Here is a 15,578-nt window from a genome sequence, read left to right as displayed (position 1 = left end):
TTTTAATAAGAGTACAAAGAAATGTCTAAATCATAAGGAGAATTAGCAACGATGAAAGGAATTTTATTTGCTTTATTAGGCGGAGCTTGTATCACGTTACAAGGGGTAGCGAATACACGTATCAGTCAAGATATTGGAACATGGCAAGCCGCTACGATTACGCAGTTAACAGGCTTTATTATCGCTGCCTTGATCTGGTTATTTGTACGTGATGGAAAGCTTGGCGATTACAAAAAGGTCAAACCTCTTTATTTAGCAGGTGGTGCATTTGCTGCGATTATTATTTTTACCGAAGTTACCGCTATACAGCAGATCGGGGTAACGTTAACGATTTCGGCGCTATTGATTGCTCAGTTGTGTCTAACTTTTATTATTGATATTAACGGTTGGTTCGGTGTCGTGAAGCAGAAGATGAAGATGCCTCAATTTATAGGGTTAGCGATGATGATTGCAGGTGTAATTATTTTGAAATTCTGAGCAAAAAGGTGAGCAAATACGATGAACGATAATCAAGATCAAGCGCAGGTTGAGTATTACTGGAAGTTGCACGATTTGGGAGACCATTTTCCTCAAGTTTTATTTCCGTATCTATCGGTATTCCGCTTGGAACAAGGAGATATTTTGTGCACACAAGGTGATGATATTGAGCATCTGGATATATTAGTTCATGGGAAGATCAAAATTTATACGACTTCACAAGAAGGCAAAACATTAATTCTATGCTTCAAAACTCCACTTGAATTTATAGGTGATGTCGAATATATCAATGGCAACGATAAAGTGATTAATACGGTTGAAGCAGTATCTTCGGTACACTTTCTGCGTATTCATCGTAAATGGTTAGTTCAATATGGGAGTGACCATGTACCTTTGCTGCAATTTTTGCTACAAATGATGACTCGTAAATTTTATAGCAGTTCTAACTATTCTCGCTTTAATCTTATGTATCCGGTAGAAATTCGGTTAGCCAGTTATATGCTGTCTGTAGCTTGTGATGAAGATCCAGCAGATGGTTATGAAGAATTGCGTATTTCCAGTCTGGTCGATGTAGCCAATCTGATCGGTACCAGTTATCGGCATCTCAATCGTGTCATTCAGAAATTAGCTCATGACGGATTGGTCAAGCGCACGTCAGAGTATTTAATCATTCAGAATCGAGCAGGGTTACAATCATTAGCAGGGCATAATATTTATGAGTAATTATAGATGAAACAGGTAGGAGCAGTGACATGATATTATTTGGTATTGTTTTGGCGGCGATTGCAGGAGCATTGGTAAGTATGCAGACTGTATTTAATAATAAAGTCAATGAACGAACAGGTTCATGGACAACAACGATGTTAGTCCTATTTATGGGATTTGTAGCTTCGTTACTAGCAAGTCTGATTTTTGAAGGGAAAAATACATTTACTCTTCAACATGTACAATTATGGTACTGGTTCAGCGGCATGATCGGTGTCGGTGTTGTGTTCTGTCTGGTGCAAGGAATGAGACGATTAGGCCCTACATATGCGATCTCGATCGTACTCACAGCACAGCTTGGAACCGCACTATTGTGGGATTCGCTGGGCTGGTTAGGATTAGAAAAGATTCCTTTTACACCGGCTAAATTGATCGGGGTTCTAGTTATTATTGGCGGAATACTTGTATTCAAATTCGGTGGACGTAAAGAAAGCAAAGTGAAATCAACCTTAACGGACTAAGGTGTACAATCTACAGATTAATCACTCAATAAGAAATGGATAACACAATGACGATTCAAAAATTCCAAACATATATCGATCTTACTGTTGCTAATTGGGAGCAGACTTCTTTAGCAAATACTCTTCAAGAGATTGTACGTAGTCAGAAGCAGTATGAACATGATTATGTAGAAGTACATCAAGTCGTAAAAGTATCAAAATCCAAACAAAAATCTAACTTTTTGATTATTATCAATATCACTCGGAATACAGAGAATCCTGGTGAATTAGTAGATACCAATCGGTAACTGAAAATATAAATTTACAAAAAAAACAGCCCAAAATCATAAAAAATAAAGAATAACCCTTTAGAGTATTCACATGCTAGAGGGTTATTCTTTATTGTATTTTACAGTAGAATGTTATTCGATTAGTTGCTGTGATCTATAAATGCGACAATCCAAGAACCATATACGCTTATTGAAGTGAAAATGATCCACTTAACTCCACTACACCACTCGATTGAATTGACTTTGGTACAGATCATGATAGAATCCACCTGCTTGAAGTAACTCATCATGAGTTCCACGCTCTACCACTTCACCACTCTGGATGACCAGAATCTGATCAGCTTCACGAATCGTACTCAGCCTGTGAGCAATAACAAAGCTAGTACGTCCTTGCATCAATTGCTTCATCGCTGTCTGAATATGCATTTCTGTACGTGTGTCCACACTACTGGTTGCTTCATCCAGAATAAGCACAGATGGATTCGCAAGAATCGCGCGGGCTATCGTTAGCAATTGGCGTTGCCCTTGACTCAGATTGCTTCCGTCTGCGGAGAGAATCGAATCATAGCCTTCTAGTAATTTGTGAATAAAGGAATGGGCATTCGCCAGCTTGGCGGCTTCTTCAATCTCTTGATCGGTGGCTTCCAACCGTCCATAACGAATATTATCGCGTACTGTACCGGAAAATAAATAAGCATCTTGCAACACAATCCCGATCCGGCTACGCAAATTTTCTTTATCCAGTAGACGAATATCTTCACCATCGATCGTAATTGTACCGCTATCAATTTCGTAGAAACGGGTTAGCAAATTAATAATCGTTGTTTTACCTGCTCCAGTAGGACCAACAAGAGCAATCGTCTGCCCGGGCTTAGCGGTTAAAGACACATCTCGCAAAATGGGTGAGCCTGCTTTGTAGCTAAATTGAACATGCTCAAAAATCACTTCACCATGCACTTGAGCAGGCAATTGGTGTACAGCTGTTTTCTCATCATCTGTACTTTCAGGGCGTTCGTCCAATACTTCAAATACACGTTCGGCTCCAGCAATAGCAGATTGCAGTAAATTGAATTGATTTGCCAGTTCATTGATCGGTCGACTGAATTGCTTCGAATAACTAAGAAAACTGACGATTACCCCTACACTGGTCATTCCTTGCAAAAATAACCATCCACCCGACAAAGCAATCAACGCATAACTAATATTGTTCACCAGATTCATGACCGGTCCAATATTGCCTGACCAGCTCTGCGCGCGAATACTAGCATGCAGTAAGCGGTGATTAATATCGTTAAATTCAGACAGACTGCGAGATTCTTGAACATAGGCTTTGACAACCTTTTGACCGGATACCGTTTCTTCGATATATCCATTGAGTCCGCCTAATTCTTTTTGTTGCGCTCCAAAATAGCGACGGGTATGACGGGTGATCAATCGTGTGAGCCAGAACATAATCGGTACAGTCACGAGTGTAACCAGTGTTAACCAAATATTGAGCACTAACATAATAGTCAGCGTACCGACCAGAGTAAGAGCACTGGTCATAATCTGTACAACACTTTGATTGAGTGTGGTCGTTACATTTTCTATATCATTGGTAGAGCGACTCATCAGATCACCACTGCTATGTGTATCGAAAAAGCGCAATGGCAAGTCATGTAGATGTTTGAATAGATCACGTCTAATCTGAAATACTGTCTGTTGTGAGACAGCAGTCATAATATACGCTTGTACCCAACTGGTCAGACTAGCGACTACATATAGAGCGAGTAACCATACACAAAGCTGAGCTAAACCTGCATAATTACCTGTTAAAATGTAGCGATCAAAAGCGACTGTTCCCAGCAAATAGGGAGTAATCAGATTGAATGCTGTCCCTAGTAACGTTAATAGAAATACAAGCAACAGACCTTTGCGTTGTTGACGTAAATAATCCCAGAGACGGCGTACCGTTCCTTTGGCATTTTTCGCTTTGACAGGAGCGCTATTTGATCGCCCGGCTCTACCGGGCATCATCGGATTACCCATGAGCTTCAACCTCCTGTCCTAATTGCGAACGATATATTTCTTGATAAGCTGTACTATGCTTGATCAAGTAAGCATGATCGCCACGATCAATAATTTGGCCATCTTCCATAATCAATATCAGATCAGCATCCAGTACAGAAGTGATACGCTGAGCAATAATCAAGCGTGTACTGGCAGATAATCGTTCTTCAAGCGCTTTTTGAATCAATGCTTCTGTACGCAGATCGACAGCGCTGGTGCTATCATCCATGATAAGAAGTGGAGGCTGAATCAGTAACGCACGTGCAATCGATAACCGCTGTTTTTGACCTCCAGATAAATTAACTCCCCGTTGTCCAAGTAACGTATCATAACCTTCAGGCAGTTTTTCTATAAATTCGTGAGCTTGCGCCGCTTTAGCAGCCGATTCTACTTCTTCTTGTGATGCATTTGGTCGACCGTAACGGATATTATCACGGATACTACCGCTAAATAATAATGCTTGTTGCAACACGATTCCGATTGAGCTACGTAGTTGATCAAGATCCCATTGCTGTACATCCACATCATTGACCAATATAGCTCCACCGGTGACATCATACATCCGCGGAATCAGATGAACTAGACTGGACTTGCCTGCACCGGTAGCTCCTAGAATTGCAATCGTCTGTCCTGCTGTAGCAACAAAGCTAATCTGATCCAATACCGCAGGAGAATGAGCATCATAAGCAAAAGAAACATTTTGAAATTCAAGTCGTCCTTTTTGATGTGGATCAGGTGTAATCGGTTGAGCAGGGGCACTAATATCAGGTTCGGTATGCAATACTTCATTGATCCGTTCTGCTGAAGCAGTAGCACGAGACACAGACATCAGAGTCATACTCAACATCATAAGAGACATGAGTACCTGTGTCGCATAGTTGATAAAAGCAATCAGATCACCTACAGGCAAAGCACCTGTTTTGGTGAGTCCACCCCCGAACCAGAGCACAGCTACAATACAGACATCCATAATTAACATCATAATTGGCCCGATTAGAGCAACTACTCGATTCGCTTTGATCGCAATATTCGTATAATCTTGATTGACGACATCATATCGTTTATTTTCATGAATAGCCCGTACAAAAGCTTTGATCACCCGAATCCCTGCTAGATTCTCTTGAGTCACTGTATTGACCTGATCTAACTCTGCTTGCACCCGGCTGAAAATAGGAAAAGCTGTCCGCATAATCCATATCAATGTCACCAGTAAAATAGGCATAGCAATCAACAAAATAATCGCTAATTTAACACTAATCGTAAAAGCCATAATCAGACTACCGATAGATAATAGAGGGGAACGCACTAACATACGCAAAGCCATTAACACTAAATTCTGCAATTGCACAACATCATTCGTCAGTCGTGTAATTAAAGAACCTGAAGAAAAGCGATCTAGATTGTGAAAAGAAAAGCGCTGAATATGCTGGAACAACTCTGCCCGAATATCTGCACCAAAATGTTGAGAAGCGATACTGGCATAGATGGTACAGCCAATCCCGCCTAACATCCCGATCAAAGCGAGCCCAATCATCAGTAATCCGGTCTGCTGAATATGACCGAGATCACCTTTCATAATTCCTTGATCGACAATACTAGCGACTAATTTGGGTTGCATTAAGTCCATGATCACTTCGACCATCATTAACAAAGGAGCCAGTAATGCGGCAGTACGATAAGGCTTTAAATATTTTAGCAAAGCAATCATAGATGCACCTTCTATCTTCAAATATGTAAGCGTTAAACACACATATGTTTATGTTAACGTATATTCAGATTATTCGTAAAGCATCGATTAGACAGCAGTATAATTTCGATCAAGATTAGTATAAGATGATGAAGAAAATAAAATTTGAAATAATGAGATCACAATACACTCATTAACATATAGAAATAAGTAGGTATTTGAAGGAGGACTATCGATGAGTCAAGAACAGATGGAACGATTAAAAACATTATTGCCTGATTGGTTAGAAACTAGCCGTCTGCATACCAGTCAGGGAAAGGTAGCTTCTTATATTCCAGAGCTTGCCAAATCTTCACAAGATGCTTTAGGTATTTTTATCGCCGATTCGCAAGGAAAAGTGATATCAGCAGGCGATTGCGGCATTCCTTTTACCATGCAAAGTATATCCAAAGTATTTACTTTAATACTGGCACTGATGGATCATGGAGAAGAAGCTGTATTTTTTAATGTAGGAAAAGAACCGACAGGCGATGATTTTGATTCGATGATCAAATTAGAATTAGTAGAGCCAGGAATTCCGTTTAATCCGTTGATTAATGCAGGAGCGATCACTGTATCTTCATTGATTTCAGGTGAGAATCCGCAAGAAAAGTCAGAGCGTGTGCTTCAATTTTTCCGCAAGCTCGCAGCCAATGATAAAATAGATTACAATTTGGCAGTCTATGAATCAGAGACAGAATCCGGTCATTTGAATCGTTCTCTAGCTTATTTCCTCAAGCAAAATGGGATTATTAAAGATCCGGTAGATGATGTGTTAGAAGTGTATTTCCGCCATTGTTCGATTGAAGTGAATTGTGCAGATCTGGCACGAATGGCGCTTGTACTTGCTTTTGACGGTGTAGATCCTTGTTCTGGTGAAGAATTGATTCCACGTCGTTATGTACAGATAGCCAAAACATTTATGATTACATGCGGGATGTACAATGCTTCTGGAGAATTTGCGATCGATGTCGGTCTGCCTGCTAAAAGTGGAGTGTCAGGTGGAATCTTGACGATGGTTCCCGGACAGTATGGCATCGGATTGGTAGGGCCTTCACTGAACAAAAGAGGCAATAGTATCGCAGGTGTACATTTGTTAGAGCGTCTATCTAAAGAGTTCGATTGGAGCTTATTTTAAGGTGATATTTTGGCATAAAATGAAGTACATTTAGACTTTGTGGATAGTATTTAGCTAAAAAAGAATAATAGTTAAAAGTTAAAAACGTCTAAATTCTCTAAAAACAGAGGAATTTAGACGTTTTTTTGTGATAAGTGTTGACAAATGATAATGATTATCAGTATCTTTAAACATATGCAATTATAGCTTTTATAACAACGACTATAAATGAAAACATAGATTTTGATGTAGAAAGAGGCTTGCTTATGAATCGCAGCAATGTTGTGAAAGGCAGACAGACCTCACCTAAAGAGCAGATATGGTCGCGTCCTTACACAGCAATTTCGATCATCATCGGTGGGCTTGTCCTGTTGATATTAGGTTGTGCATTTTCAATTGCAAAAGGAAGTAAAGATATTCCGCTTGAAGAAGTCTGGCAAGCGTTAGTGGCTTTTAATCCTTCAAATAGTGATCATCAAATCATTTGGGAACTTCGCTTACCACGTACGATTGCAGGTGCACTGGTTGGAGCGGCTTTTGCTGTATCCGGCGCATTGATGCAAGGAATGACACGCAACCCGATCGCAGACCCGGGGTTACTCGGGGTTAATGCAGGAGCAGGATTTGTGTTAGCACTTTGTTTTGCTTTTTTTCCAGGGCTGTCGTTTAATCAATTAATTCTGTTTTCTTTTGCAGGAGCAGCACTTGGTGTAGGGCTGGTCTATGGAATCGGTTCACTTGCCAAAGGTGGACTAAGTCCGGTACGTCTGGCATTAGCAGGATCAGCAGTTGCAGCTTTATTAGTCGCATTATCAGAAGGGATTGCATTGTATTTTCGAATCTCACAAGATATAGCGTTCTGGTATGCCGGTGGTGTCGCAGGGGTTACATGGTCGCAAGTAGATATATTATGGCCATGGATTCTGTTAGCGCTAATTGGCTCTTTATTCCTTTCTCGTTCGATAACGATTCTCAGTCTGGGTGATGATGTTGCTTCTGGATTGGGACAACGTACAGCGTTAGTACGCTTAGGCGCTGTACTGGCTGTCATGGTGTTAGCAGGCGCTTCGGTATCGACAGTAGGAGCTGTAGGCTTTCTAGGTCTAATGATCCCGCATGCGGCGCGTGCGATGGTAGGTGTCGATTATAAATGGGTGATTCCTACGTCTGCGATTCTAGGAGCATTGTTGATGGTATTTGCAGATACGATAGGACGATTAAGTAATCCTCCTCATGAAACACCGGTTAGTGCGCTTATTGCTGTAATTGGTGTGCCTTACTTCTTCTATATTATTCGGAAGAAAGTGAGGGATAATCTGTGAATCAAGCGATGTTTCACCGGAAGCGTACGATACGCACAACCATTACATTAATTGTGTTAGCACTGATCGCTTTTGGCGTTTTGTTGCTAAGCATGAATACAGGATTTAGTAAAATGTCTCCACTGGAAGTATTAAGTACTTTATTTGGAGGCGGAACACCGAAGCAACATTTGATTTTATTTGAATTTCGATTGCCCCGAATTGTGATTGCTTTGTTAGTAGGAATTGGCTTGGCGATAGCAGGAGCTATTCTGCAAGGGGTATCTCGCAATGGACTCGCCGATCCGGGGATTCTTGGTATTAACTCGGGAGCAGGATTAGCGGTCGTATTATATGTAGTGACGAATCCGCAACGTGAATCTACTTCACCGATGTTATTGCCTTTTCTAGCATTAATCGGAGCCTTTGCAGCGGCGATTATTATTTATCTGATGGCATACAAACGTCATAAAGGGATATCGTCTGCACGTCTGGTCTTATCAGGGATAGCACTTGCCGCAGGAATTAATGCATTGATGATCGTACTTACGATTCGATTAGATCCGAATGAATTTAACTTTATTGCTACATGGCAAGCGGGAAGTATCTGGGGCAGTAGCTGGAAATTCGTGATTGCTTTATTACCATGGTTAATCGTACTTATTCCGATAGCGTTGTGGAAAGCAAGACAATTGGACGTGTTCTCTTTGGGAGATGAGACAGCTACAGGGCTGGGCTCACATCTGAATATACAAAGAATGATATTGTTAGTCGTTGCGGTAGCGATTAGCGCCGCTTGTGTAGCAGTGAGTGGAGGGATTGGATTTATTGGTCTACTTGGTCCGCATATTGCTCGTCGTCTGGTAGGGCCTCGTTATGAGCATGTGATTCCGGTATCTGCATTGATCGGCGCTGTACTGTTGCTAACAGCAGATATGGTCGGTCGATCACTATTGCAAAATTCTGAAATTCCCGCAGGGGTGATGGTCGCTATTATTGGTGCACCATACTTCTTATACTTATTAGCACGTTCCAAAGCATAACAGTAAATGATATGCGCAGTATTACCAAGCAAAATATAAAATGAATAAGTTGTGTCGCTGTTGCTAATGATGAATGGTAATCGTTCAATATAAGATTGAAAATACAGAGTGAAGTCAGGTGTATCATACATCGGGTTCACTGAAAAGGGTGGATAACAATGGTTCGTTTAATGACGTCTAAGCTTGATATTGCATATGAAGATCGTTTGATTGTACAAGACTTGAGTGTACAGATTCCTCAAGGACAGATTACAGCATTAGTCGGAGCCAATGGTTCAGGCAAATCAACGATACTGAAAACGATGGCACGTATTATGCAACCCAAATCGGGAGCAGTATTACTGGACGGCAAATCGATCCATAAACAATCTACTCGTGAAATTGCCAAGCAATTAGCCATTTTGCCTCAGAATCCGACAAAGCACCTGAAGGATTAACTGTCACTGAATTGGTATCGTACGGACGTTTTCCTTATCAAAAAGGATTCGGTTCGATGAAAGCAGAAGATAAAGCGATGGTAGAATGGGCTATCGAAGCGACAGGTATGGTCGATTTCTATGATCGTCCTATCGATCAGCTATCCGGTGGTCAGCGTCAACGTGCCTGGATTGCAATGGCACTTGCACAAGATACCGAGATTTTATTTTTGGATGAGCCGACGACCTTTTTAGATATGGCGCATCAATTAGAAGTACTGCAATTGTTAGAAAAGCTGAATGCTGACTCTCAACGTACCATTGTGATGGTTGTGCATGATCTGAACCATGCGTCTCGTTATGCTCATCATATGATCGCGATCAAAAATGGTAAAGCGGTAGCAGAAGGAACACCAGTAGAAGTGGTTTCTTGTGATGTGCTTCGTAACGTATTTGGTATCGAAGCGGATATCGTTACAGATCCGCGCAGTGGAGTGCCTTTGTGTCTGCCTTATGCGCTAGAAGGTCATATTGCTGAAGCAGTACAAAAAGAACAACAAGTGAGCGAAGTTCGTCATCAACATGCCATGCGTATAGCACACAACTAATAATAGAATACTAGTAGGTATATCAAATCAGTAGTTTTCTTCTTGTATAGGAGAGAATTACTGATTTTTTTGTGCAAAATAAAAAAGCAAAATCGTATAAAAATGATTTTGCTTTTACAATAGAAAATGATCGAAAGACGAATTTGCAAAATAATATCTACGATCTGTTTAAGGCCACAACTGCTGATGTGTCCATTGCCCATCATGGAGAATATACTGATAACGTGTATGTTTGCGATCAGGATCGGCTTGCCAGAATTCGATCTCTTGAGCATGAACAGCAAATAGTCGCCAGTTCGGTGTCACGACATCAGGATCTTGTTCGATCTTTTGCTCTTGCATAGCAACCGAGCGTTCCAATTCTTCTTCGCTTGCTAAAGGTTGGCTCTGGCGTTCTGTCATTGCAACAGCACGTGCGATAGGGGAACGTCTTCTCAAATCGATAGCTCCTGCTTCAAGTCCCATATCTTCCGCTATACCTCGAATACGAATCTGTCTACCTAACTCTGGCCAGTAGAATGTTAGTGCTACCTTTGGATTATGCTGGATATGTTGACCTTTCTGACTTTCTAAGCCAGTAGCAAAATAAAACGAATCGTCTTTAGCTTCTTTAATAATCAATACACGTGCATCTGGAAAACCATCCGAATCGACAGTAGAAATAGTCATCGCATGCGGTTCTTTAACCTTCATTTCAATAGCTAATTTCATCCAATTTAAAAAGAGATCTGTCGGACAATCCGGTAGAGATTGAGTATCCCATGTAGGGAAAGGGCCAGATAAAGCTTTCAAACCACGCAAGATATTGCTTGATTGTGCACTCATATTACTAACCACCTCTATATCTAATTTGTTCTCACTATAACATAACCAATGTATAGCAAATAAACCCGATAATCAAAAATGGCATACTAGAAACATATCTATATATAACTTTATAAAACTTTGTGAAAATATGAACAAATTGCGAACTTATCGTAAACCTCTTGTAATGTGATAAAAATCACAATATAATAGCAACACAAGGTGAATTAATTCACAACTTAAACAAAACGAAAAAAGACCATATTAAAAAATAGAACAGTCAGCTAGAAGATGGACAGATAGAGAAACTACACACTTCTCTTACTCCTAACATCTTAATTCACCTGAATGTGACTTGTCGGATAGTTAGCACAGACTGTACACCATTGGATAAGAAGAATTTACAATAATAAAAATACAGATTTATCAGGAGGAACAAACCATGAAAGTAGCTGTTATAGGATGTACTCACGCAGGAACTGCCGCTGTTGTTAATACCGCTAAATTATACCCGGATGCTGAGATCACTGTGTATGAACGTAACGATAATATCTCATTTCTATCTTGCGGGATTGCGTTATATGTAGGTGGCGTTGTTAATGATCCAGACGGATTATTTTACTCTTCTCCAGATCAATTAGCTGCTCTAGGAGTAACGACTAAAATGTTGCATGAAGTGACAGCGATAGATACAGACAACAAAACATTGAAAGCTCGTGACCTGACTACAGGTATTGAACTTACAGATACGTATGACAAATTAATTATGACTACTGGTTCTTGGCCGATCGTTCCTAAATTTGAAGGGATCGAACTGGATAACATTTTACTTTGCAAAAACTACAATCACTCGAATACGATTATTGAAAAAGCACAACATGCTAAAAACATCGTCGTTGTCGGTGCAGGTTATATCGGTGTTGAACTGGTAGAAGCATTCCAAATGAATGGTAAACAAGTTACTTTGATCGATGCTGAAGAACGTATTTTGAGCAAATATCTTGACCCTGAATTTACAGATCGTACCGAAGAGTCTCTACAAGAACATGGCATTGAACTTGCGCTATCTGAGAAAGTGGTAAAATTCACAGGTGAAGATGGTAAAGTCACAACAGTCGTTACTGACAAAGCGACACACGAAGCAGATATGGTGATCTTATGTATCGGATTCCGTCCGAATACTGAATTGCTTAAAGGACAAGTCGATATGTTAGTCAATGGTGCAATCTTAGTCGACAAATATATGCAAACAAGCAAAAAAGATGTATTCGCTGCTGGAGATAGCTGTGCGATCTTCTACAATCCTACAGGTAAACACGCCTATATTCCTTTAGCTACCAATGCAGTACGTATGGGTACACTTGTTGCTCGTAATCTAGTACAACCGACTAATGAATATATGGGAACCCAAGGAACATCTGGTATCAAAATTTACGAAGATAATATTGCATGCACAGGAATGACTGAGACAGCCGCTCGTGAAGCAGGCTTGAATGTAGAAACAAGCACCATGCACGATCACTACCGTCCAGAATTTATGCCGACACATGAGACAGTGACCTTGAAAGTAGTCTATGAAAAAGAAACACGCCGTATCTTAGGTGCACAATTGATGTCTAAAGTCGACTTAACTCAATCGATCAATACGATCTCTGTCTGTATCCAAAATCAAATGACAGTCGATCAATTAGCCTTTATCGACTTCTTCTTCCAACCACATTACAACAAACCGTGGAACTACTTGAATACAGTAGGGTTGCAAGCATTAGCACCAATTCAGACGCAACAAGAAGTTCACGCTTAATTAAAGAAGAACAAAGTAAATGTGTATCATGGCAAGCTCCTATTTATCATTATAAAAGTCTACCCCTAAACAAAGCCTGTACAGTTCCCCCACTGTACAGGCTTTTGTGCTTAATTTCACAAAACTTTTCGCAAAGTGACATTTGTTACTTTTTTCACAAAGTAGTTGTATTAAAATTGAAATATGAAAAGGTAATTTAATTATGCGGAAATAGATGCTTACAAGGGGGATGCAACACATGGCTTATTACAAACCACAACAGATTGCAATGAATACGATTGAGACTGGAATTATCAAAGCCAAGTCGACATGGATACAGATGTTAGTACTTGGCTTTTTGGGTGGAGCTTTTATTGCATTAGGGTTTTTGTTAGATATTCGAGTGATCGCCAATACACCTGAATCCTGGGGAAGTTTTGCTAACTTTATCGGGGCGGCATTGTTCCCTGTAGGATTGATTCTGGTACTTGTAGCTGGTGGAGAATTGTTAACCGGTAATATGATGGCTGTTCCATTAGCGCGGATGGCAAAGCGGATCAGTACAGTAGAAGTTGCCCGTAATTTACTAGCTATTACAGTAGCCAATCTATTAGGTGCTTTATTTGTCGCTTACTTCTTCGGGCATGTAGTAGGGTTAACCGAGACAGGTCCTTACTTAACCAAAACGGTAGAAATGGCAGGGCACAAGTTAGAAGGAAGCTTTGCACAGATGTTCTTATCCGGGATCGGTTGTAACTGGTTGGTGGCTCTGGCTGTCTGGTTATCCTATAGCGCAGATAGTATCAGTGGTAAAATACTAGGAATCTGGTTCCCAACGATGGCATTTGTCGCTATCGGATTTCAGCACGTTGTCGCTAATATGTTTTTGATTCCAGCCGCAATCTTTGCAGGGTATTATTCTTGGGATATGTATTTTATGAACTTTATTCCAGTATGGCTAGGTAATCTAACCGGTGGAGCGGTTTTCGTAGCAGGAATTTATTTCACAGCTTATATCAAAAAAGAAAACCAACTAACACCTGCCGGTTCAGGACATGCTCAACATAACGAACCTACTGTTTCAACGATGCCAGCAGTATCGGCTACATCAGCATTACCTTTACAACATAGCGATCAAGCGCATTGATATAGCAAAATAAAAAAAGGTCTCCTTCTTATGGAAGACCTTTTTTTGATTTTCAAATATTAAATTTGCTCATACAAAATCTTAAATGAAAAAACTTCATTTTTTATTAAAATAAAATACAATAAAACCTAATAGAAAAATAGAAGTAACCACGATCGCTGGTTTGATTCTCAAGGAACTTTTATTGTTTATAGGTAGATTTGTGACTCCTCCATCTGAAACTGGTTCATTAGATATAGCAGCTATTTTTGATCTCTGTTCTTGCGATGAAATAATCTTTGCAATAAAATCCTCAGAGTTAAAGACATCAAAAGCATTCATATTATTAAGCATACTATCTTTTAAAAGAGCTACTTTTTCTACGGTATCTTTTTTAGTAACTAGTGCAATGATCTGATTAGCTCCATCGTACAAAACTTTACTATCTTTATTATAACCAATTAAGCTTTTAGCTTTTTTAATTTGATTAGCAAAATCAGTATCTGTAGAAAATTGAGTAATTTCATTATAATCAGGTGCACGATCTGCAAAAGCAATAGCCTTGCTTCTATTATTACTTTCAATTACAAATAAATATCCATTAAATTGTAAAAAATTATCTAATGACGATGATTTATTATGAACATCATTTTTCACATGGTTAGCCGTATTAATCATATAGACAGAATATCCATCACCTAATTCTGTCTTTTGGTCTGTTCCCTTATTTACGATACTATTGTTTTTAGAGTTTTTTGTAAGTATATCTAGCTCAGTCTTTTGCTTTTTTAAATCCTCTTTAATAGCTCCTTCGATGCTAGAAGGTATTGAAGACGCAAATGCTGATATAGGTATTAACAACAAAATCATTGTTAATAATATAGCTTTCTTAAACATGTATGTTCCTCCTCTTTTATTTATTTTATATATATTGAATCTATGGATCTGTCCCAATGGAAAGAAGAGTTATTTACAAAATCGTTATAAAGGTTCTTTACAATATGTTTATTATAAGTCGATTGTTTTAAATACATAATTAGAAAAATTACTGTATACTTACACTTTTAACGAATATAATCTAAGATTTGTTCCACTACAATCTCCGAAAGAGCAGGTGATATTTTTGCATATTCAAGAACTATCCCTAGATCACAATGTACCGCAGATTGGAGTATTTTTAGATCAGCATAATATGAATAATGATCTTCATATCCCTGATTATGAAAGTATTCCTTTCTCACTGGCTGCTTATGAAGGGGAACAATACATCGGTGGAGTGACAGGGGCTATGGCATGGGGGTTACTCTATATTCGATATCTGGCGGTTGATCCTGCATATAGAGGTCAGGGCGTTGGAGCGAAGTTGTTACAAGCGATTGAAGATCAAGCAAGACAACAGGGCGCTACCATAAGTGAATTGACGACGATGAGCTGGCAAGCTCCGCATTTTTATATGAAATATGGATATGTGATCTTTGGAGAAATAAAAGATATTCCGATCAAAGGACAATCGAAAATATACTTACAAAAATATTTATAAATAAGTATTACAAATGGAAAAATATTATATATTTATAAATATGTAATATATTAAGGTTGATATTGGGTAATAGAGAGAGAACGTGAATCTCAT

Annotated in this window: 14 protein-coding genes and 1 pseudogene; 11 read left to right on the top strand and 4 right to left on the bottom strand. The window is 39.4% G+C overall.

The features are described from left to right. Positions 1-51 precede the first annotated feature (51 nt). The 4 genes from QE450_RS17530 to QE450_RS17515 are packed head-to-tail and all read left to right on the top strand — an operon-like array spanning position 52 to position 1,990. A complete protein-coding gene (locus QE450_RS17530; protein ID WP_273613837.1) occupies positions 52-477 on the top strand; it encodes a DMT family transporter in 426 nt (141 codons plus the stop codon). A 21-nt stretch (positions 478-498) separates the two neighbouring features. Next, the gene (locus QE450_RS17525; RefSeq protein WP_307300900.1) at positions 499-1,200 is read left to right on the top strand and encodes a Crp/Fnr family transcriptional regulator; all 702 of its coding nucleotides are present in this window, start codon (positions 499-501) and stop codon (positions 1,198-1,200) included. A gap of 32 nt (positions 1,201-1,232) precedes the next feature. Further along, positions 1,233-1,703: a DMT family transporter gene (locus QE450_RS17520; protein ID WP_307302745.1), complete on the top strand. Its 471-nt coding sequence runs from the start codon at positions 1,233-1,235 to the stop codon at positions 1,701-1,703. A 47-nt stretch (positions 1,704-1,750) separates the two neighbouring features. Beyond that, positions 1,751-1,990 (top strand): hypothetical protein, encoded by a 240-nt coding sequence (locus tag QE450_RS17515; protein WP_301263618.1) that lies wholly within the window; start codon positions 1,751-1,753, stop codon positions 1,988-1,990. A gap of 201 nt (positions 1,991-2,191) precedes the next feature. On the opposite strand, the gene QE450_RS17510 is transcribed toward QE450_RS17515, so the two are convergent. Further along, positions 2,192-4,000: an ABC transporter ATP-binding protein gene (locus tag QE450_RS17510; protein WP_307300899.1), complete on the bottom strand. Its 1,809-nt coding sequence runs from the start codon at positions 3,998-4,000 to the stop codon at positions 2,192-2,194. Beyond that, positions 3,993-5,729: an ABC transporter ATP-binding protein gene (locus QE450_RS17505; protein ID WP_307300897.1), complete on the bottom strand. Its 1,737-nt coding sequence runs from the start codon at positions 5,727-5,729 to the stop codon at positions 3,993-3,995. Before QE450_RS17505 ends, QE450_RS17510 begins: the two co-directional genes overlap by 8 nt. A gap of 214 nt (positions 5,730-5,943) precedes the next feature. On the opposite strand from QE450_RS17505, the gene glsA reads away from it, so the two are divergent. From glsA to QE450_RS17485, 4 genes and pseudogenes are all read left to right on the top strand, one after another. Continuing rightward, on the top strand, positions 5,944-6,885 hold the full coding sequence (gene glsA / locus QE450_RS17500) for a glutaminase A (RefSeq protein ID WP_204826224.1): 942 nt from the start codon (positions 5,944-5,946) through the stop codon (positions 6,883-6,885). A gap of 245 nt (positions 6,886-7,130) precedes the next feature. Further along, entirely contained in the window at positions 7,131-8,186 is a 1,056-nt protein-coding gene (locus QE450_RS17495; protein WP_273613833.1) for a FecCD family ABC transporter permease, read from the top strand. A gap of 8 nt (positions 8,187-8,194) precedes the next feature. Then, a complete protein-coding gene (locus tag QE450_RS17490; protein WP_373462052.1) occupies positions 8,195-9,208 on the top strand; it encodes a FecCD family ABC transporter permease in 1,014 nt (337 codons plus the stop codon). A gap of 158 nt (positions 9,209-9,366) precedes the next feature. After that, positions 9,367-10,232: pseudogene (locus QE450_RS17485) on the top strand (ABC transporter ATP-binding protein). Positions 10,233-10,400: 168 nt separating this feature from the next. Here the strand turns inward: QE450_RS17485 and QE450_RS17480 are convergent. After that, positions 10,401-11,057, bottom strand: coding sequence for a pyridoxine/pyridoxamine 5'-phosphate oxidase (locus QE450_RS17480; protein ID WP_307300892.1), 657 nt, complete (start codon positions 11,055-11,057; stop codon positions 10,401-10,403). A gap of 421 nt (positions 11,058-11,478) precedes the next feature. Between QE450_RS17480 and QE450_RS17475 the strand changes: the two genes are divergently transcribed. Both QE450_RS17475 and QE450_RS17470 read left to right on the top strand, forming a co-directional pair. Continuing rightward, positions 11,479-12,840 (top strand): FAD-dependent oxidoreductase, encoded by a 1,362-nt coding sequence (locus QE450_RS17475; protein WP_307300890.1) that lies wholly within the window; start codon positions 11,479-11,481, stop codon positions 12,838-12,840. Positions 12,841-13,078: 238 nt separating this feature from the next. After that, a complete protein-coding gene (locus QE450_RS17470) occupies positions 13,079-13,966 on the top strand; it encodes a formate/nitrite transporter family protein (RefSeq protein WP_307300888.1) in 888 nt (295 codons plus the stop codon). A 96-nt stretch (positions 13,967-14,062) separates the two neighbouring features. Here the strand turns inward: QE450_RS17470 and QE450_RS17465 are convergent, their stop codons facing one another. Beyond that, a complete protein-coding gene (locus tag QE450_RS17465; RefSeq protein WP_307300886.1) occupies positions 14,063-14,842 on the bottom strand; it encodes a hypothetical protein in 780 nt (259 codons plus the stop codon). A gap of 226 nt (positions 14,843-15,068) precedes the next feature. On the opposite strand from QE450_RS17465, the gene QE450_RS17460 reads away from it, so the two are divergent. Continuing rightward, positions 15,069-15,485 carry a GNAT family N-acetyltransferase gene (locus tag QE450_RS17460; RefSeq protein WP_307300884.1) on the top strand — a complete coding sequence of 139 codons (417 nt, stop codon included), beginning with the start codon at positions 15,069-15,071 and terminating at the stop codon, positions 15,483-15,485. The last annotated feature ends 93 nt before the right edge of the window (positions 15,486-15,578 follow it).

The sequence above is a fragment of the Paenibacillus sp. SORGH_AS_0306 genome, from assembly GCF_030819345.1.
Classification (GTDB): domain Bacteria; phylum Bacillota; class Bacilli; order Paenibacillales; family Paenibacillaceae; genus Saccharibacillus; species Saccharibacillus kyungheensis.
Note: the sequence above shows the minus strand (reverse complement) of the source record. Positions and strands in the feature narration are given on the sequence as shown.